Here is a 19,290-nt window from a genome sequence, read left to right on the forward strand (position 1 = left end):
CCCATGTCGAAAGCCACCACGTCGAAAGCATCCGTCTCGGATCCGGATTACGGTCCCCAGCTCGCCGCGCAACTGAACGCGGAACTTGCCTCGATGGCGCTGCCGGGCCGTATTCTCAGGATCGCATCGCTCGGACGGGCGGTGTTCACGACATCGCTGGGGCTCGAGGACCAGGTGCTGACCTCGATCATCGCGGCGACCAGTGCGGATGTGCGGGTCGTCACGCTCGATACCGGGCGGCTGTTCAAAGAGACCGAAACGCTGATCGGCGAGACCGAGACGCGCTATGGCCTGTCGATCGAGGTCTTCAAGCCGTGGAAAGACGAGGTCGACGGCTTCGTGGCGCTTTACGGCATGAACGGCTTTTACGACAGCGTCGAGGCGCGGCACGCCTGCTGCCACGCCCGCAAGCTGCTGCCGCTCGGCCGGGCCTTGGCGGACGCCGAGATTTGGGTCACCGGGCTGAGGCGCGGCCAGTCGGGCAACCGGGCCAATGCGCCGCTCGCCGAATGGGACGCCGACCGCGGCCTGCTGAAGATCAATCCGCTGGCCGACCAGTCGCTCGAAACCTTGCAGGCGCGCGCCAGGGCCGACGACGTGCCGGTCAACCCGCTGCATGCGAAGGGCTTCCCCTCGATCGGCTGCGAACCCTGCACCCGCGCCATCAAGCCGGGCGAGCCGGAGCGCGCCGGGCGCTGGTGGTGGGAGCAGGACGAGCGCCGCGAATGCGGGCTGCACCTGTCGGCTTCGGTTTCCGGTTCGCGCGCCCAGGGCCAGCCGAAGGTCACGCCATCAGCCTCTAGCGTCCCGGCCTCCCCGGCCGCGACCAACTGAGTTTTCACGAAGGACATGATCATGAACGTGATTGAACACGGGCGCGGCAAGCCGCCGCTCGACCCGCACCTGAAGGCGCTGGAGAACGAGGCGATCCACATCTTTCGCGAGGTGGCGGCCGAATTCGAACGGCCGGTGATGCTCTATTCGATCGGCAAGGATTCCTCGGTGCTCCTGCACCTGGCGCTGAAGGCATTCCACCCGGGCAAACTGCCGTTTCCGCTGGTGCATATCGACACCGGCTGGAAGTTTCCGGAGATGATCGCCTTTCGCGACCAGGTGGTGGCCAGGCACGGGCTCGACCTTATCGCCCACACCAATCCCGAAGGCCTGCGCGACAATGTCACGCCGTTCAGCCATGGCTCGGCGCGCTACACCGACATCATGAAGACGCAAGCCTTGAAGCAGGCGCTCGACATGGGCCGCTACGACGCGGCCTTCGGCGGCGCGCGGCGCGACGAGGAAGCCTCCCGCGCCAAGGAGCGGATCTACTCGTTCCGCACGCCGGACCACGCCTGGGACCCGCGCAACCAGCGCCCCGAGCTCTGGTCGATCTACAACGGCATGATCCATCCGGGCGAAAGCGTGCGCGCCTTCCCGCTGTCGAACTGGACCGAGGTCGACATCTGGCGCTACATCCAGGCCGAACGGATCGAGCTGGTGCCGCTCTATTTCGCCGAGCGCCGCAAGGTCGTCGAACGCGACGGGATGCTGATCCTGGCCGAAGACAAGCGGCTGGAACTGCTTCCCGACGAACAGGTGCGCGAGGAAATGGTGCGGTTCCGCACGCTCGGGTGCTTCCCGCTGACCGGTGCGGTGCGCTCGCAGGCCACCACGCTCGACGAGGTTATCGCCGAGCTCGAGATCGCCACCGTCTCCGAACGCCAGGGCCGCGCGATTGACCGCGACCAGTCCGGCTCGATGGAAAAGAAAAAACGCGAAGGATATTTCTGATGGCCGGCCAAATTCTCTCGCAAAACCTGCTGCCGGGTGAAGACATTCTGGATATCGATCCCCATCCGGAGACAACCGGACGGCAGGCGCGGCCGCTCAGGTTCATCACCTGCGGCTCGGTCGATGACGGCAAGTCGACGCTGATCGGCCGGCTGTTGTGGGACACCAAGGCGGTCAAGGAAGACCAGGCGGCGACGCTCAGGCGCGATTCCACCGGCAAGCAGAACGAGCTCGGGCTGCCGGATTTCGCGCTGCTTCTCGACGGGCTGCAAGCCGAGCGCGAACAGGGCATCACCATCGATGTCGCCTACCGCTATTTTTCCACCGACCGGCGCTCGTTCATCGTCGCCGATACGCCCGGCCATGTGCAATATACCCGCAATATGGCGACCGGCGCCTCGACCGCCGATCTCGCGGTGCTGCTGGTCGACGCCCGCGCCGGCATTCTCGAACAGACCCGGCGGCATGCCACGATTGCTGCGCTGATGGGCATCCGGCAGTTCGTGCTCGCGGTCAACAAGATCGACCTAGCGGACTATGACGAGGCGAGGTTCCGGTCGATCTCGCGCGACTTCAGGGAGATCGCGCTGTCGCTCGGCGTGCGCCAGGTCACGGCGATTCCTGTATCGGCGCTCAAGGGCGAGAACATCGTCACGCGCGGCGACGAGGTGATGGCCTGGTATGACGGCCCGACGCTGGTGGAGACACTGGAAAAGGCGACGCAGCGCACCGGCCAGACCACCGGATTCCGGCTGCCGGTGCAGCGCGTCTCGCGGCCCGGCGAAGGTTTTCGCGGCTACCAGGGCACGGTCGCCGGCGGATCGATCAAGCCGGGTGACAGCGTCGTGGTGCTGCCCTCGGGCGTGGAAGCCAATGTGAAAGCGATCGTGACCTACGACCTCGTGCGCAACGCGGCGGTCGCCGGCGACGCCATCACGCTGGTGCTCGACCGACCGGTCGACGTGGCGCGCGGCGACATGATCGCGGCGATCGACCAGCGGCCGCAGACCGGCCGCGCCTTCAATGCCCGGCTGGTGGCGCTGTCGTCGGACGGGGTCGTGCCGGGCAAGCGCTACTGGCTCAAGGCAGGCAGCCGCCGCCAGCGGGTGATGGTGCGCCCGACCTCGGCGCTGGATCTGACCAGCGGCAACTGGGACGACGCCAGCTTCCTGCCGGTCAACGGCATCGGCGTGGTCGAACTCGACTTCGAGGACACGGCGATCTTCGACGCCTACGAGACCAACCGCGAAACCGGCGCCTTCATCCTGATCGATCCGGAAAGCCTCAACACGGTCGCAGGAGGCATGATCGACGGCAAGCGCTCGAAATCCGGCCGCTTCGACGCCCTGCCCGACGCCGACCGCGCCACGGTGACGCTTCCCGCGCGGCTGCTGGAAGCGTTCCTGAAAACCGATTTTGCCCGCGCGCATGCCGGCGAGATCCGGGTGACGGGTCCGGAGGAGGCAGAAGCCGACTAGAAGCCAGCAACGGCTGACACCAACCAGACCATCCTCGCTTGCCAGGCGAGGATTTTCCTTGTCGCAGTTGCGCCGCATTCCCGCCTGTTCCCGGGCTGGTTTTCGCGTTAGGACGACGCTTGCCAGTCTCCGGCACGGGATCCGATAATGCAGAACGAACCCTTCTTCGGCTTGAACTCCTATCACATCGCGCTGGCGGTCATCGGCGTGATCGTGATCCTGGCGCGATGGCTGCCGCGCCTGGTCTCCAAGCGCGAACCGGCGGCAGCACCGCTGATGATCCTGTTCGGCGCTGCGGCCACGCTGCTGATCCCGGGGATACCGACGATGCCGGATCCGCGCGAGGCGCCGCTGCCCTGGGAACTCTTGAGCGAACTGACGGTGATCGTGGCGCTGTTCGGCGCCGGCATGCGCATCGACAGCCTGCGTCCGTGGAGACGCTGGATACCGACATTCCGCATGCTGGCAATCGCCATGCCGCTGACTATCCTGGCGGTGGCGCTGCTGGGCGTCGGCGTTGCCGGACTGACGGCGGCCGGCGCGATCCTGCTCGGCGCGGTACTGGCGCCGACGGATCCGGTGCTGGCGTCGGATGTCCAGGTCGGACCGCCGCATGAAGGCGAAGAGCCGCCGGTGCGGTTCACCCTGACCACGGAGGCTGGGCTGAATGACGGGCTGGCGTTTCCCTTCGTCTATCTCGGTCTGATCGTGGCCGCGGAAGGGCTCAATCCCGGCGCATGGGCGCTCGACTGGGTGCTTCGCGACGTGGTGTATCGCATCGTCCTGGGCGTCGCCATGGGCTGGATCGGCGGCAGGGTGCTGGGATACGTCCTGTTCAAGGTGCCGAGGGGCGCCGTTCTTGCCGAGACCGGGTCGGGCGTCATTGCGCTCGCGGGCGTGCTCTTGTGCTACGGCTCGACCGAACTGATCGAAGGCTACGGCTTCATCGCGGTTGCGGTTTTGGGTCTGACCTTGCGGCGGATCAGGGAAGAGCATCAGTTCCATCGGCAGCTGCATGACTTTTCGGAGTCGATCGAGCACGCGCTGACAGCACTCTTGCTGATCGCGCTCGGCAGCGTCCTGCCGGTGCTGTTTACGGATCTGACGTGGACGCATTTCGTGGTAGCGTTGCTGCTGATCCTGGTGATCCGCCCGCTGTCAGGCTGGATCGCCTTGTGGAAGACCGATCTGGGCCGCCGGGAAAGGGCGGTGGTTTCCGTCTACGGCGTGCGCGGCATCGGTTCGATCTACTACCTGTGCTATGCGGGCAGCCATATGGAGTTCACCAACGAGGGTGCGCTCTGGTCGCTGATCGCGCTTGTCATCCTGTTGTCGACGATCCTGCACGGCTTCACCGTCGGCTGGGCCATGGACCGGTTGAAGGACAGGAAGGCCGGGCGTAACAAGGCTTGATGACCTGACGCGGCCTGGCGTCGCGGAGTGAAGGCCGGCTGGTGGATGCACTCCAGACGGCGACCATGAACAGGTTAATCCCGCTTCAAGCGATCAATGATCTGCCGGCGCGCGCGTTTGGCTTCCGGACCATAGAGAACCGGGTACACATGCAGCAGGTTCTTTTCCTCGTAATAGACCACCGGAACGCCCGCTGCGCGGGCCTTCTCGACCAGCAGGGCAGTGTCAGGGTTTGTGATGTCCCGCGTTCCGCTAAAGATGGTGAGCGGACCAAGCCCATGAAGATCGGCAAGGATCGGGCTGACCATCGGGTTCTGAAGGGGCAGATCACCGCGCCACATTTCGATGGCGGCACGAATGCCGGGCCTTGCGAGCCAGGGATCACGCGGTTCGACCGCGTCGACTTCGGGATTGGAGAGCGTAAGGTCGAGGGCGGGCGAAATCAGGATCGTATCGCCAATCGGCGCAAGTCCCTGTTCGCGCATCAGGATCACAGAAGAAAGAGCGATCTGACCGCCCGCCGAGTCACCGATTGCAAAGACGCGCTCCGCTCCGTGCGCCTCCACCAACCCTGCCAGCATGTCGCCGACGCGAGGCACGACGACTCCCGCCGTCCCGCTTGGGGCGAGCGGATAAATCGGTACCAGCATGTTGACGCCCGCGCGCGCCACGGTTTCCACAACAAGATTCCATTGCTGGGACACGATCTGGTTTATCCATGCGCCGCCATGCAGGTAGACGCCGTACCGTCTGCCTGTTCCTGACTTCGGCTGCAGGCGATAGACCGGCCAACCCGAAGAATCATCGAGAGTGATATCGACGTCCCGGTGAGCAGATTTGGGAGGCTCAAATGCGGCCGGCTCAATCGCTAGGCGCGCAACTTTCTGCCGGAGCAACTCCGGATCTGAGAAGACGCGCTTTCGACCGCTCGCCTTGAGGAAGAGTGTCAGAAAATGGCTGGTCAGGCTCGGCATGATGGTTCCTCGATCAACGAATTCGTACAAGCTATTTAAATATCTAAGTCAATGCTTTGGTTGCAGCAAAGCCCAGTCACCGGCGGCGGCCAGCGGTCTGCTATCATGCCACAAGAATGCAGATGAACCGGCTCGATTGAACCAGATATGATTTTGTTTGGAAAGCCCATGAAACCGGGTTCAGCCCCTCTGTCATGACCCCGCAGGTTGTTACGGCATAGTTTTTGCCCTCGCCGCTTGCCGATCGATGGCGCGCTGGCTCCGAGAACTCCGGCAACGCTTCAATCTTCTGTCGAACCTCGATCAATCTCGTCTCCGTGTGTATTCGCCGCACCGCAGCAACGATTCCTTAGAAGCTTCGTGGTCTGATTGATTAAAGTTTTAATCAAACCCGGACCCTGGGCTTCTCCTCATGGAACATTACGACTTCATCGTCATCGGCAGCGGCCCGGCGGGGCGGCGGGCGGCCATCCAGGCTGCGAAATTCGGCAAGAAGGTTCTGGTGGTCGAGCGCGGCCACCGGGTTGGCGGGGTTTCGGTTCACACCGGCACGATTCCATCCAAGACACTCAGGGAAACCGCGCTGAACCTGTCCGGCTGGCGCGAGCGCGGCTTTTACGGACGGTCCTACCGGGTCAAGCAGGACCTGACGGCGGGCGACCTCAGGGCCCGGCTCGACATCACGCTCAACCACGAGATCGAGGTGCTCGAACACCAGTTCGCCCGCAACCAGGTCACCACGCTGCGCGGCGACGCCAAGTTCAAGGACAAGACCACCATCGAGGTGGAGGGTGAACAGGGCGAGACTTTTGAATTTTCGGCCAACGCCATCCTGCTGGCGGTCGGCACGGTGCCGTTCCGTCCCGATTACGTGCCATTTGACGACAGGCAGGTCTTCGACAGTGACGGGATCCTTTCACTTGACCACCTGCCCCGTTCGATCGCGGTGATCGGCGCGGGCGTCATCGGCATCGAATATGCGACGATCTTCAGCTCGCTCGACGTGCATGTGACGCTGATCGAGCCGCGCGAGACGATGCTCGACTTCATTGACCGCGAACTGATCGGCGACTTCACCCACCAGCTCAAGGACCGCGGCATGGTGCTGCGCTTCGGCCGCAAGGCGGAGAAGATCAGCAAGCTCGACGACGGCATGTGCGAGATCCAGATGGAGGGCGGCAGGAACGTCCGCGCCGAGATGGTGCTGTTTGCGGCCGGCCGCATGGGTGCCACCGGAAGCCTCAATCTCGAAGCCTGCGGGCTCGAAAGCGACAGCCGCGGCCGGATCAAGGTCGATCCGGTGACGTTTGCCACCGAGGTGCCGTCGATCTATGCCGCGGGCGACGTGATCGGCTTTCCGAGCCTGGCGTCCACCTCGATGGAACAGGGCCGGATCGCGGCCTGCCATGCGCTCGGACGGCAGGCCTACGAGCCGCCGAAATTCTTCCCCTACGGGATCTATTCCGTGCCCGAGATCTCGACGGTCGGCATGACCGAGGAAGAAGTCATCGAGCGCGGCATCGCTTATGAATGCGGCGTGGCGCGGTTCAGAGAAACCTCACGCGGCCACATCATGGGGTTGAACACCGGCATGCTGAAAATGATCTTCTCGCTGAAGACGCGGCGGCTGCTCGGCTGCCACATCGTCGGCGAAGGTGCCACCGAGCTCATCCACATCGGCCAGGCGGTGCTCAACCTGAAAGGCACGCTCGAATATTTCGTCGAGAACACCTTCAACTATCCGACGCTGGCCGAGGCCTACAAGATCGCAGCCCTCGACGCCTGGAACCGGATGCCCGAGAAGTAAGGTCGGAGCATGCCATGCCGAGCGGCATACTGCGGGTGCGCGGCGGGTGACGGGGAGCACAAGATCCTCCATCATGGCGGCTGCCCGGAATGTGAAGCAAGGAGCAGGACAGGTTGCCTTTGACACTGGAAACCAAGCGCCTCACGCTGTCCAAGCCGCGACTGGCGGATGCTCCTTACCTGTTTGAGTTCCTTGGCAACCCGCGGGCAATGATCCACACCCATTGCGACGAGAGCCTGGCACACTGCCGCCGCAGGATTGCCGTCCATGAATGGAAAAGGCGCATCAACGGATATGCGCCGTGGGTGATCAGGGAAAGGAACGCTCCGAAACCGATCGGCTGGGGTGGTCTTTACGACGATCCGTTCGATCCCGGCTGGGGGATCGAACTGGCCTATTACTTCCATCCTGCGTGCTGGGGAAAAGGCTACGGAACGGAGCTGGCCGAAGCTGCGCTCGACGTCGCGGACAATGATCTGGCGGTGCAGCTGGTCTCGGCCTTTGCACACCCTGACAACACGGCTTCGAACCGGCTGCTCGAAAAAGTCGGATTCCGGTGGCAACGCTATCTCCCTGACATGGACAGGAACCTCTACCACCGCCATTCCCCCGACCTCAAACCCAAGCCCATGACTCCCGATCGCGTCGAGTAGCCGGCTTGCATGGCATGGCCGCATGTCCGGGTTAGCGCTTGCGGAACCATTTCGGATTCCGCAAGTTGCGTATCTGGAACCCGACCGGGGTTGCGACGGGTGGTCTTATCGACTATCCCGCGCCCCTCACCGGGCCGCACGATGATGATCATTGGAGCAGGCATGGACAGGACACTTGAAACATGAGCGGATTGCTTGCCCTTCTCGACGACGTCGCAGCGCTGACCAAGCTGGCGGCCGCCCAACTCGACGATATTTCCGCGCAAGCCGCAAAGGTCGGGGTCAAGACGGCGGGCATCCTGATCGACGACACGGCGGTGACGCCGAAATATGTGCATGGCCTGCCTGCAGCGCGCGAACTGCCGATCGTCTGGCAGATCGCACGCGGCTCACTGTTCAACAAGCTGGTTATCCTGCTGCCGATCGCAATGCTGCTCAACGTGTTCGCGCCCTGGCTGCTGTCACCGCTGCTGATGATTGGCGGGGCCTATCTGTGTTTTGAAGGCGCGGAGAAGATCTGGCACCTGTTCCATCCCGAACCGCTGCCGGTCGACGACAGCAATCCGATCGATCATGCGCACCTTGAAAAGCAGCGGGTCGGCGGTGCGATCAAGACCGATTTCATCCTGTCGGCCGAGATCATGACGATTGCCCTTTCCTCCATCGAATCCAGCACCGTCTGGATGGAAGCGCTGGTGCTCGCACTTGTGGCAGTGGGCATCACGGCACTTGTCTACGGCAGCGTCGCGGTGCTGGTCAAAGCCGACGATATCGGCCTGAAGATGGCCCAGGCCGGTTCGTTTGCAACGACCCGCGGTATTGGCCGCGCCATCGTGCGCGGAATGCCCGCCTTCATGGAAACCGTCGCCAGCATAGGCACAGCGGCCATGCTCTGGGTCGGCGGCTCGATCATCATTCACGGTCTCGAAAATTTCGGCTTCACGGCCATCGGGCACTTTGTCCATGACATGTCGGCCAAGGTGCGCGATGCGGTTTCCGTAGCGTCGGGTTTCCTCGGCTGGGCAACGGAAGCCCTTATTTACGGCATCTTCGGGCTTGCGGCCGGACTGGTGCTACTCGGGGTCATCAGCCTGGGCAAGCGCGTGTTCGGGCGCGGCTGAAGCACAGCCTGTCATCGAACGAGGGCTGCGTGTCCGGTACAGTCGTGCAGCGATCCGGTTAGCGCTTCAGTCGCATCGCGAAAAATTCAAGAATGGAATCCCGGGCCTTGATCGTCGGCTCACCCGCCGAATCAATCAGATGCTGGGTGACCACGCTGTGTGGATAGGGCACATGCGCCCGGAAAAAAGGATCGACACCGGTGGCGGCGGCACTGTCTGGCAAAACGGTCGGCTGAAACCCTTCTCCCAATGCCTCCGCATAGGCCGCAAACCGCTCCGCCCGGCATATCCGGTCGCCCGCAAATCGATAGGCACGCACGGACAAGTCCTCCGCCTCCAGCCTGGCTCGCACCGCAGCCAGTTCTCCGGGTGGGCTTTCGAGCGCGGCCGGAACATCGAGCGGCAGGGAGGGCTGGGCGAGAACCGGAGCCAGCACTACCGGCTCCAGCATCATCGACAGCGCGAAATTGCCGGTGAAACACATGCCGATTGCGCCGACCCCCGGACCGCCCGCTTCCGCGTGCGCCAATCGCGCCAACGCCCGCAGCCAGTCGGTGACCGGGCTCGCGCCATGTCCCGCAAACGCTCGGAACTCGGCGCTTATGCACGCGCGCCGAAACACCGCGACCCCCTCATCGGCTGTAGCTGTGGTTCCATCGACGCCGAACAGGGAAGGCATGTAAACCCTGAACCCCGCATCCCTCACCCAACGCGCAAACCGCGCCACCTGCAGGGAAATACCGGGCATCTCGGTCATGACGATAACGGCCGGACCGTCGCCGGATACATAGACCACCTTGGCGGCGCCGTTGAGGCAAATGGTTCGTTTTTCAAGATCCTCCAACCCGTCCGATGGCCCTCCTTTCGACTCCGTCATTGCTCCGCCTCCCACCTAGGTTCGTATTTTGAATTCAGCCATATTTGCGCTACCTGATACCGGATGTCAAACTCAGCTTCAAATACCATTCGGCGGCGGGCGCCTGTTCCAAGGGAAGATTGCCCAATGGCGCTTGCCTCGGAGACCATCGGTGATCGCTGGACAATGCTGATCCTGAGGGAGGCTTTTTATGGTGTGCGGCGCTATGACGACATGCTCGCCGACCTCAACGCGCCCAGATCGATGCTGACCGACCGTCTCAACAGGCTCGTCAACCAAGGCATCATGGCTCGTCAACCCTACAAGGAACCGGGAAGCCGGACGCGGGACGCCTACGCTCTGACGGCGGCCGGAAAGGAACTGGCGCTGACTTTTCTGGCGCTCACGCAATGGGGGGAAGCCCACCTGACCCGGGAACCGGCACCGGTCAAGGCTGTCCACCGCCAGACCGGCAAACCTTTGAAGGTGATCCTGTCAGACGGGTCCGGAGAACCGGTCGACCTTGCCATGGCGTCCTTGCAGAAACAGTGAGATGCCGGAAGCCGACGCTCGGGCCTGACCGTGCATCGCTTTGCGCGCCACAGGCACAGCGAAGGAAGCGCGCTACTCGCCCGGCGACAGTTCGGCCTGGCCGCGCCTCTGGGCGTCCAGTTCGCTGGCCTCGCGCAGTTCCGCGTCGAGCCGCCGTTCCTCCTCGGCGGAAGGCGTGGCGAAACGGGCCAGCAGCAGATAAGCGACCGGGGTCAGGAACAGGGTGGCGATCATCGCCAGGCCGAGACCGCCGACAATCACCCAGCCGAGCGCAACACGCGCTTCGGCGCCGGCCCCGAAGGCCAGGAGCAGCGGCACCGACCCGAGCACTGTCGAGATCATGGTCATCATCACGGGCCTGAGCCGGATGTTGGAGGCTTCCTCGATCGCCGAGCGGATATCCATGCCCTTGTTGCGCAACTGATTGGCGAACTCGACGATCAGGATGCCGTTCTTGGCCATGACGCCGACCAGCAGCACGAGCCCGATCTGGCTGTAGACATTGAGCGACCCTCCGGTCATGACCATGGCAAAGACAGCACAGGCGAGGCCGAGCGGCACTGTCGAGATGATGATGAACGCGCTGACGAAACTCTCGAATTGCGCGGAAAGCACCAGCAGCACCACGATGATGGCAATGCCGAAGGTCACCAGCATGTCGTTTGAGGACTGGTCCAGCGTCGCCGCTTCGGCGAGCGGGACGATGCGCACCCCGCCCGGCATCAGAGGCTCGGCAAGTTCGACGGCCGAAGCCCAGGCGTCACCGAGCGCGAAGGCTGGCGTCAGGCCGGCGGTGATCGAAACCGAACGCATCTGGCTTTCGCGGCGGAGATCGGGTGCGACGGCCTTTTCGGTCAGCGTCGCAATGGTCGACATCGGCACGATGCGGCCGTCGCCTGCCTTGAGATAGATCGATTCCAGATCGGTCGGATCGTTGATCGGGTTGTTGGTCGACATCAGCTTGACCGGGAATGACCGGTCCTGGATGAACACCTGCGCCACTTCCCTGCCGTCGAGCAGGGCCTGCAGCGCCTCGGCAAGCCCGTCGATATTGACGCCGAGATCGGAGGCGCGCGCGCGGTCGATCTGCACCGAGATCTGCGGCTGGGTGGTCTCGTAGGAGAGCTGGATCTGGCGGAACCGCGGATCCTGTTCCAGCCTGTCGACCATCTGACGGGCGACATCGGCCAGTTCATCGTAGCTGTTGCCGACGAAGGCAAACTGCAGGCCGTTGCCGGCGCCCCTAATGCCGAGACTGTTGGGCTGGATGGCGAAGGCGCGCAGACCCGGAACCGTCGCCACGGCACGGTTGAGTTCGGCGACAATATCGGCCTGCGATCGCTCTCGCTCGCCCCAAGGCGCGAGACTTAACACCATGAACCCATTGTTTGAAGAACCACCGGTGCCGGCGATGGCGAAGATGTTCTGCACCTCGCCGCTGTCGCGCAGCGGCATCACGAGGCGCTCGATCTCGGTCATCCGGGCGCGGGTGTAATCGAGGCTGACGCCCTGCGGCGCGGAAATCCGGATAATCGCCACCGCCCGGTCCTCGGGCGGTGTCAGCTCCTGCGGAATGGTCGGCAGCAGAGCGAAGGCGGCGCCGGCAGCCAGCATCGCAATGACGATGACCACCAATGGCGCATCGAGCGCCCGGTGCAGCCATCTCGCATAGACCTGGGACAGGTAGCTGCCGAAAGCCACGAAGCCGCTCTGACTGGCGTTTGCCCTGGACATGTCGCGACGCTTGATCAGCCTGGACGCCAGCATCGGGCACAGGGTCAGGGCGACCACGCTGGAGATCATCACCGTGAAGGCCAGCACGAAGCCGAACTCGGTGAACAGGCCGCCGGCCTGCCCCGGCAGGAACGAGATCGGGATGAACACGGCCGCAAGCGTCGCAGTCGTGGTGATGACGGCAAAGAACACTTCGCGGGTGCCGATGACGGCGGCGGCGCGAACGCCCATGCCCTCGTTGCGCCGGCGGACGATGTTTTCGAGCACGACAATGGCGTCGTCGACGACCATGCCGGTGGCGAGCACCAGCGCCAGAAGCGTCAGGATGTTGACGGAGAAACCAGCCAGCCATATTGCCGCGAAAGCGCCGATCAGCGACACCGGCAGCGTCACCGCTGGAATGATGGTCGCCCGCCAGTCGCGCAGGAACAGGAAGATGATGGCAATGACGATGATGACGGCAAGGATCAGCGTCGAGCGAACTTCGTCGATGGCACCGCTGATAAAAGTGGCGTCGTCGCTGGTCACGCGGATATCGACGCCCTCCGGCAGGATCGCCTGAATGGCCTCGGTGGCTGCACGCACGCCTTGCGAGATCTCGAGCGTGTTGGACGCGGACTGGCGGATAATGCCCATGCCGATGCCGGTGCGGCCATTGGCGCGCAGGACCGAATCGCCGGGATCTGCGCCGAGCGTCACGTTGGCGACGTCGCGGAACCTGACCCTGTCGTTGATGTAGAGATCCTCGAAGCCTTCCGGCGTGGTGACATCGGCGGTGGCGCGAACCACGATGTCGGATGTCTGCGCGGTCAGCGATCCGGCGGGCACGTCGAGCGCGACATTCCTCAGGGCGCTGCGCAGATCGGCCAGCGTCAGGCCGAAGGCCGCAAGACGCGACTGGTCGACATCGACGCGGAAGATCTTCTCGCGGTCGCCATAGACGTTGACGTCGGCTACGCCCGGGACGGCAGCCAGGCGGTCGACCACCAGGTCCTCGACCAGGATGGTCATGTCCTGAACGCTGTAGCGGTCAGAGGTCACAGCCAGGCGCATCACCGGATCGGAATTGGCATCGGCCTTGATGATCCTGGGATCGTCGGCATTGTCGGGCATGTTGTTGGTGACACGCCCCAGCGCATCGCGAACATCGGAAGCGGCGACATTGAGATCGGTGCTGTCGGAGAACTCGATGGTGACGCGGCTGCGGCCCAGCGTAGAGGTCGACGACATCGAGGCGACACCGGCCACCCGCGCCACGGCCCCCTCGACGATCGCCGTGAGTTCGCGGTCGACGGTTTCAGGCGACGCCCCGGTGAAACTGGTGGTGACGGTGATAACCGGGCGGTCGACATCGGGCAGTTCGCGGATTTCCGCGCCGTAGAGGCCGGCCAGACCGGCCACCACGATGAGAAGGCTGATCACCGTCGCAAGCACCGGGCGGCGCACCATGAGGGCGGTGCCGCCGCCGGTCTCGGCTTCACCTGCCGGCTGGCCCGGCTCGACAAAGTCTTCGCTGTGATCGCTCATGCGCCGCTTCCGCCGGTTTTCCCGGTTTCCGACCGCTGTGCCGTCGGTTCCTGGCCTGCGCCCGCGGGCTCGCCGCTGCTCTCGGGCTTGCGGCTGCCGCCGATGACGGTGACTGCGGCGCCCGGCCGAACGCTTTGCACGCCTTCCGTCACCACCTCGTCGCCGGCTTCAAGCTCCGCCTTGACGAGAACGGAATCGGAATTGCGCTGAATGATGGCGACATCGACGCGCTGGCCCTTGCCGTCGGCCACCTTCCAGACATAGGCGCCGGCGGAATCCCACTGGATCGCCAGCGGATCGACGGACGGCCAGCGCTCGCCCGCAAAGCCGATGGTGACCTCGAACGACATGCCTGCGCGCAAGGTGTCATCGGGATTGGCTATCTGGGCACGCACCCGCAAGGTGCGGCTCGCCTCGTCAACGCGGTTGTCGACCGCTGAAATTTCGCCGCTGAAGCGCTCGCCGGGTCGGGAACTGGCGCTTGCAACGACCTCTTTGCCGACGTCCATGCCGGAGGCAAAACGCTCGGGCACAAAGAATTCGATCAGGATCTGGCTGCGGTCATCTATGCTGGCGATCTCGCTCTGGCTGGTGACGTAGTCGCCGGCATTGACGGCGAGGATCCCGAGCGACCCGCCGATCGGGGCGGTGACGGTGCGGCGGGCGAGATCGAGTTCTGCTTCCTTGAGCGCCACTTCGGCCGTGGAAAGCGCATTGCGCGCCTGATCGGCCTCGACGCTGGAGACGGCGCTGCTGGCGACCAGGCTCTGTAGACGATCGACCTTGGCCTTGGCATCGTTGACGGTGAGCTTTGCGCGCTCGACCGCGAGCTCCTCCTCGGCGGCATCGAGGCGGATCAGCACGTCACCGCGTTCCACCTTGCTCCCCGGGCGGACCGGAATCTCGGCAATCTGGCCAGAAACCAGCGTGCGCACCGATACCGAGCGGACCGCCTGGCCGGTGCCGATGGCGGTCAGCTTGTCGTTGACAAGGCCTTCGCCAACCGGTGCGACAAGCACTATTGCCTCGCGCGCGCCGCGGCGGCCGCCCTGACCGCCAGCCTGCTGCGCACCGGAGGCACCGTTCTTCGCAGCATCCGCCGCGGGCGGAAACAGCGAAATCCGCTCGAGCCCCTTGCGGACCAGAACGTCATGCGCACCGGGATAGGCCCACGACCACGTCACGAATGCGACAGCAATCAGGACCAGCGACAAAAGCAATTGTTTCCAGAGTTTCAAATTCGTCTCTTTCAATAAATTGACGCGGATCCCGCAGCCACCGCGCCTGTGGTGATCCGACCGGGTCCCGCATGCCGAAACGTTCCGCGCCAGATTGTTCCTTGCTTCTCGGGAACATAGCGCGCAGTTCGCGGATTACACCTTACCATTTAGACAGGTTTTGAAAATTCTGAAGTGTGCATTTTCGGGGACCCAGCAATCTGTCATCGCCAGGCAACTGCTGGTTCAAAGGCGCAAAGCCTGCATTATCCCGACGGCAATATCGACCAGTGGCTGCGGCCGACCCGGATGATCGGAGAGAATGCCCGTCTTGCCGCCTGGCGCCGGTAGCGGTAAGGGCAAGGTCGAACGCAGGCCTACTTGCGTGAAAGGTGGAACAGGACCATGAGCACAGACCCGACAATCATCCCGGCGATCGCGGCCGACGGGTCCCTGTATCCGGTCGAGAAACTCAAGGCCCACACGGACGGGCTTCCGCATCTCGCCGTTTCGGTCTTCGTCTTTGACGGCGATCACCTGCTCATCCAGAAACGGGCCGTGTCGAAATATCATTGCGGCGGGCTGTGGGCGAACAGCTGCTGTTCGCACCCGCACTGGAATGAAAGCGTCGAGAAGTGCGCAGAACGGCGGCTGGTCGAAGAGCTCGGATTTTCCGTGCCGTTGTCGCGCCGGCAGATGGTTGAATATTCGGCCGATGTCGGAAACGGGCTCTATGAGAACGAAAAGGTGACGATGTTTACCGGCAGGGCCGACCGGACAACACTCAAGATCCTGCCCGACCCGCTTGAGGTCGAGGACACCCGCTGGATAACGCGCGGCGAGCTTCACGCCGAGATCATGCAGCACCCCGAGAGGTTCACGCCCTGGTTCCGGATTTATGTGGAACGCGATCCGGAACTGGCCTTCTGAAGCCAGCCCGGTCCTGCGGACAATCAGTCAGACGAATCCGGGCCGCGCATTCTCAGCGAGAGCTGCACCATCGCCATGGCGAGCGCCGAAAGCGCGACGCAGATCCAGAAGGCGTTGACGCCGACCGCGCCGAAGGCAATGCCGAAGCTCGAGACTACCAGAATCGAGAATCCCTGCATCATCACCCCGAACAGGCTTTGCGCCTCGGCCGAGATGTCCTCGCTGGTGCGTTTGGCGATGAAATAGAGGCACCCGAGATAGGAGAAGGTGAAGGTCACCGCCTGGCCGAGCTGCATCAGGATGATCACCCAGAGCGGCGGCGACAGGGTCATGCCGATCCACCGGAGCACCGAGACGGCGCCGGCGATCAGGATGAGGACGCGGGCGGGAAAACGGATGTTGATGCGCTTCCAGGCGAACATGGTGGCGGCCTCTGCGGCCGCGCCGAGCGCAATCAGAAACCCGATGGTGGATTCGTCAAGGCCCTGCTGTTTCCAGACCAGCGACGAGAACGCGTTCATGACCATGTGGTTGGCAAACAGCACGGCACCGGCGATCACCGGCAGCAGCACCCAGGGCTCAAACGCGGCGATGACCTCGCGCGACAGGAAGGTTCCTTCCGGCTTGCTGCGCGGCTGGTCGACATCGCGCAGCCGCGGCAATCCTATCGCCGCGAAGAACCGGGCAAAGCAGGTTGCAGCGAACAGCCAGACAAACGAGTCCGCACCAAGCCACAGGATCAGGTAGCCGGTGGCGAAGCACATAGACAGGAACCCGACCGTGCCCCAGGCCCGGGTCACCCCGAATGAAAAGCCGAGCCGCAGCGACAGCCGCATGGTGGCGGCATCGGCCACCGGGCCGATCAGCCCCGCAGCGAGGTTGGTCATCGTCCACACCGCAAGGATCATCAGGAAGCCCTCGGCAAAGCCGAGCAGAAGCGAGGTGATCGCGGCAAGCCCGGTGCCGATCATGATCGCCTGCTTCCAGTCCGACGCCCGGTCCGCCAGACGGCCGACGAAGACGCTGAACAGCAGGATGCCCGCCATGGGCAGCGTATTGATGAGGCCGATCTGCGCGTCCGTGACGCCCTGCTCGTTGAGCCAAATCGGCAGATAGGTCACCGTGACGGCGGCCGGCAGGAAGGTCAGCAAATAATAACGGGTCGCCGCAGTTTTCGGCTTTGACATCGGGAGCAGGCCTTGAGCGCGAGCAAACGGGGAGCAATCCGTGCGGAAACCGGGACGACAACGGGAAAATCCACGAAAAGCCGATTCAGCTTTAGTCGATCGCGGCGAGCCGCGCCATGGCCTAGTTTCGCTCTCCCTCAGTCATTTTCAGAGTGCGCCTGACGGCTGTCGTCGGGCGCCTCGGCGCGGTCGTGCAGGCCGTAGTCGCGCAGCACATGGGCGACCCGCAACCGGTAGCCGGCGAAGACCCCGCCCCGGCCCCGTGACTGGGCATTGCGATGCGCCCCGAGCGTGCGCCAGCGCCTGACAGCGTCCTCGTCGCGGAAGAATGACAGCGACAGCAACTTGCCCGGGGTGGTGAGGCTTTCGAACCTTTCGACGGAAATGAAACCGTCGACCTGCTCCAGCATGGCGCGCATCGCGGCGGCGATCTCCAGATATTCCGCGCGGCGGCCTTCGGCTGGCTCGACTTCGAAGATGACCGCGATCATGGCAGCACCCGCGCGGCATGCGGCCCGGAGGCAAGCCTGAGAAAGGTGCGGTCCTCGCGCAGCAGGAATTTTTCGCGCTGGGCGAACTCGTAATTCTCGCGGCCCAGCGGATCTTCGGACAGGCGCTGCCGGTAGGCTTCATAGGCGGCCAGGTGCTCGATCGAATAGACGCCATAGGCCAAGGTCGACGAACCTTCATGCGGACTGAAATAGCCGATCAGATCGGCGCCGCAGCGCGGGATCGCCTGCCCCCAGTTGCGGGCGTATTGCTCGAATTGCGGCTTCTTTGCCGGATCGATGTGATAGCGGATGAAACAGGTGATCATGGGTGCCTCCTTTGTGCGGAGGGTTTCATGCCACATTGACGGGTTTTCATGCTTCGACTAGCATCGAAGCATGAAGGAAGGTCCGGACATAGCCCAGCTCGGCGCGCTGATCGGTGATCCGGCACGCGCCAACATGCTGACCGCGCTGATGGCCGGTGGCGCGCTGACGGCGAGCGAACTGGCGGCGGAGGCCGGCGTGACCATTCAGACCGCCAGTTCCCACCTCAAGAAACTCGAAACCGCCGACCTGCTGATCCAGCGCAAGCAGGGCCGGCATCGCTATTTCGCGCTTGCCGATGACGATGTCGGCGCGCTGCTCGAGACGATGATGGGACTTGCCGCACGGCGTGGGCTGACGCGTACCCGCACCGGCCCGAAGGATCCGGCGCTCAGGAAGGCGCGGGTCTGCTACAATCACCTCGCCGGAGAGCTCGGGGTCAGGCTGTACGACGGACTGCTGGCCTCGGCGCTGCTTTCTGAAACCGACGGCGAGCCGGTGCTGACACCAACCGGCCGCGAGCGGATGATCGAGTTCGGCATCGACATCGACGCCCTTGAAACCCAGCGGCGCCCCCTGTGCCGGTCGTGTCTGGACTGGAGCGCGCGGCGCACGCACCTGGCGGGTTCGCTCGGCCAGAGCCTGCTGTCCCGCTTCGAAGACCTCGGCTGGGCCCGCCGCGAACCGGCGTCACGCGTGGTGCATTTCACCGCCCGAGGCGAGACCGACCTGCTCGTCACCTTTTGCGGGCAGGAACCAGGTTCTCACACCGGTTCCGGCGCGTAGTGCGCCTTGCCTGCGCCAAAGCTCCAGTCGAGTGAGGTGTTTTCGGTCAGCACCACCATGACATCTTCCGGCCTGAAGCCGGCTTTCGCCTGCGCCAGCCGGATGATCTCGCGGTAAAGCGCCTGTTTCTGGGTGTCGGTCCGCCCCATGCGGAAGGTGATTTCGACGATCGCCGCGTCCGCGCTTCGCTGCACTGACGGGAACGCCGGATCGGCGACCAGGGATTTCACATCAAGCCGGTGGACGACGTGGAACAGGTCGTCTTCGGGCACATTGGCGGTCGCTACCAGCGCCTCGTGCACGGCGCGGCGCAGGCCCGCAACCCGGTCATCGGGCAGTGATTGCGGCACATTGAACTTGACCAGGGGCATTGTCGCTTCCTCCTCGAAAATAGCGTGAAAGGCAGGGCAGATGCGGGCTCCCTCGCCCGGCTGGTGCCGCTTGAGGTTCGG

Annotated in this window: 19 protein-coding genes; 10 read left to right on the top strand and 9 right to left on the bottom strand. The window is 63.8% G+C overall.

Going from position 1 to position 19,290, the window contains the following annotated elements; genetic code table 11:
• Window positions 1-3 precede the first annotated feature (3 nt).
• From O4H62_RS04950 to O4H62_RS04965, 4 genes are all read left to right on the top strand, one after another.
• Window positions 4-834 carry a phosphoadenylyl-sulfate reductase gene (locus O4H62_RS04950; protein WP_269386009.1) on the top strand — a complete coding sequence of 277 codons (831 nt, stop codon included), beginning with the start codon at window positions 4-6 and terminating at the stop codon, window positions 832-834.
• A gap of 15 nt (window positions 835-849) precedes the next feature.
• A complete protein-coding gene (gene cysD / locus O4H62_RS04955; protein ID WP_269386010.1) occupies window positions 850-1,788 on the top strand; it encodes a sulfate adenylyltransferase subunit CysD in 939 nt (312 codons plus the stop codon).
• The gene (cysN, locus tag O4H62_RS04960; protein ID WP_269386011.1) at window positions 1,788-3,266 is read left to right on the top strand and encodes a sulfate adenylyltransferase subunit CysN; all 1,479 of its coding nucleotides are present in this window, start codon (window positions 1,788-1,790) and stop codon (window positions 3,264-3,266) included. The genes cysD and cysN overlap by 1 nt, the downstream gene beginning before the upstream one ends.
• A gap of 147 nt (window positions 3,267-3,413) precedes the next feature.
• Entirely contained in the window at window positions 3,414-4,679 is a 1,266-nt protein-coding gene (locus O4H62_RS04965; RefSeq protein ID WP_269386012.1) for a cation:proton antiporter, read from the top strand.
• Window positions 4,680-4,753: 74 nt separating this feature from the next.
• Here O4H62_RS04965 and O4H62_RS04970 read toward each other — a convergent pair whose 3' ends face one another.
• Window positions 4,754-5,653 carry an alpha/beta hydrolase fold domain-containing protein gene (locus O4H62_RS04970; protein WP_269386013.1) on the bottom strand — a complete coding sequence of 300 codons (900 nt, stop codon included), beginning with the start codon at window positions 5,651-5,653 and terminating at the stop codon, window positions 4,754-4,756.
• 103 nt (window positions 5,654-5,756) lie between these two features.
• Window positions 5,757-5,960, bottom strand: coding sequence for a hypothetical protein (locus O4H62_RS04975; RefSeq protein WP_269386014.1), 204 nt, complete (start codon window positions 5,958-5,960; stop codon window positions 5,757-5,759).
• Window positions 5,961-6,065: 105 nt separating this feature from the next.
• Between O4H62_RS04975 and sthA the strand changes: the two genes are divergently transcribed.
• The 3 genes from sthA to O4H62_RS04990 all read left to right on the top strand — a co-directional run bounded on the left by sthA (window position 6,066) and on the right by O4H62_RS04990 (window position 9,234).
• On the top strand, window positions 6,066-7,460 hold the full coding sequence (gene sthA, locus O4H62_RS04980; protein WP_269386015.1) for a Si-specific NAD(P)(+) transhydrogenase: 1,395 nt from the start codon (window positions 6,066-6,068) through the stop codon (window positions 7,458-7,460).
• A 119-nt stretch (window positions 7,461-7,579) separates the two neighbouring features.
• The gene (locus tag O4H62_RS04985) at window positions 7,580-8,113 is read left to right on the top strand and encodes a GNAT family N-acetyltransferase (RefSeq protein WP_269386016.1); all 534 of its coding nucleotides are present in this window, start codon (window positions 7,580-7,582) and stop codon (window positions 8,111-8,113) included.
• Window positions 8,114-8,295: 182 nt separating this feature from the next.
• Entirely contained in the window at window positions 8,296-9,234 is a 939-nt protein-coding gene (locus tag O4H62_RS04990) for a DUF808 domain-containing protein (protein WP_269386017.1), read from the top strand.
• 58 nt (window positions 9,235-9,292) lie between these two features.
• Here the strand turns inward: O4H62_RS04990 and O4H62_RS04995 are convergent, their stop codons facing one another.
• Window positions 9,293-10,111, bottom strand: coding sequence for a dienelactone hydrolase family protein (locus tag O4H62_RS04995; protein WP_269386018.1), 819 nt, complete (start codon window positions 10,109-10,111; stop codon window positions 9,293-9,295).
• Between the two features lie 126 nt (window positions 10,112-10,237).
• Here O4H62_RS04995 and O4H62_RS05000 point away from each other — a divergent pair, with 126 nt between their 5' ends.
• Window positions 10,238-10,642 (top strand): winged helix-turn-helix transcriptional regulator, encoded by a 405-nt coding sequence (locus O4H62_RS05000; RefSeq protein ID WP_269386019.1) that lies wholly within the window; start codon window positions 10,238-10,240, stop codon window positions 10,640-10,642.
• A gap of 72 nt (window positions 10,643-10,714) precedes the next feature.
• On the opposite strand, the gene O4H62_RS05005 is transcribed toward O4H62_RS05000, so the two are convergent.
• Both O4H62_RS05005 and O4H62_RS05010 read right to left on the bottom strand, forming a co-directional pair.
• Window positions 10,715-13,903, bottom strand: a complete 3,189-nt coding sequence (locus O4H62_RS05005) for an efflux RND transporter permease subunit (protein WP_430538374.1) — start codon at window positions 13,901-13,903, stop codon at window positions 10,715-10,717.
• On the bottom strand, window positions 13,900-15,141 hold the full coding sequence (locus O4H62_RS05010; RefSeq protein ID WP_269386020.1) for an efflux RND transporter periplasmic adaptor subunit: 1,242 nt from the start codon (window positions 15,139-15,141) through the stop codon (window positions 13,900-13,902). Before O4H62_RS05010 ends, O4H62_RS05005 begins: the two co-directional genes overlap by 4 nt.
• 384 nt (window positions 15,142-15,525) lie before the next feature.
• On the opposite strand from O4H62_RS05010, the gene O4H62_RS05015 reads away from it, so the two are divergent.
• Entirely contained in the window at window positions 15,526-16,050 is a 525-nt protein-coding gene (locus O4H62_RS05015) for an isopentenyl-diphosphate Delta-isomerase (protein WP_269386021.1), read from the top strand.
• A gap of 23 nt (window positions 16,051-16,073) precedes the next feature.
• On the opposite strand, the gene O4H62_RS05020 is transcribed toward O4H62_RS05015, so the two are convergent.
• The 3 genes from O4H62_RS05020 to O4H62_RS05030 all read right to left on the bottom strand — a co-directional run bounded on the left by O4H62_RS05020 (window position 16,074) and on the right by O4H62_RS05030 (window position 18,054).
• Window positions 16,074-17,237, bottom strand: a complete 1,164-nt coding sequence (locus tag O4H62_RS05020) for an MFS transporter (RefSeq protein WP_269386022.1) — start codon at window positions 17,235-17,237, stop codon at window positions 16,074-16,076.
• 137 nt (window positions 17,238-17,374) lie between these two features.
• On the bottom strand, window positions 17,375-17,728 hold the full coding sequence (locus tag O4H62_RS05025) for an antibiotic biosynthesis monooxygenase family protein (protein ID WP_269386023.1): 354 nt from the start codon (window positions 17,726-17,728) through the stop codon (window positions 17,375-17,377).
• Complete coding sequence (locus tag O4H62_RS05030; RefSeq protein WP_269386024.1) at window positions 17,725-18,054, bottom strand: NIPSNAP family protein; 330 nt, start codon at window positions 18,052-18,054, stop codon at window positions 17,725-17,727. Before O4H62_RS05030 ends, O4H62_RS05025 begins: the two co-directional genes overlap by 4 nt.
• Window positions 18,055-18,124: 70 nt before the next feature.
• Here O4H62_RS05030 and O4H62_RS05035 point away from each other — a divergent pair, with 70 nt between their 5' ends.
• A complete protein-coding gene (locus O4H62_RS05035; RefSeq protein ID WP_269386025.1) occupies window positions 18,125-18,838 on the top strand; it encodes an ArsR/SmtB family transcription factor in 714 nt (237 codons plus the stop codon).
• On the opposite strand, the gene O4H62_RS05040 is transcribed toward O4H62_RS05035, so the two are convergent.
• Complete coding sequence (locus O4H62_RS05040; protein WP_269386026.1) at window positions 18,817-19,209, bottom strand: tautomerase family protein; 393 nt, start codon at window positions 19,207-19,209, stop codon at window positions 18,817-18,819. The two genes, O4H62_RS05035 and O4H62_RS05040, sit on opposite strands and share 22 nt — an antisense overlap.
• Between the last annotated feature and the right edge of the window lie 81 nt (window positions 19,210-19,290).

Source organism: Parahoeflea alexandrii (assembly GCF_027214025.1).
Classification (GTDB): Bacteria; Pseudomonadota; Alphaproteobacteria; order Rhizobiales; family Rhizobiaceae; genus Hoeflea; species Hoeflea alexandrii_A.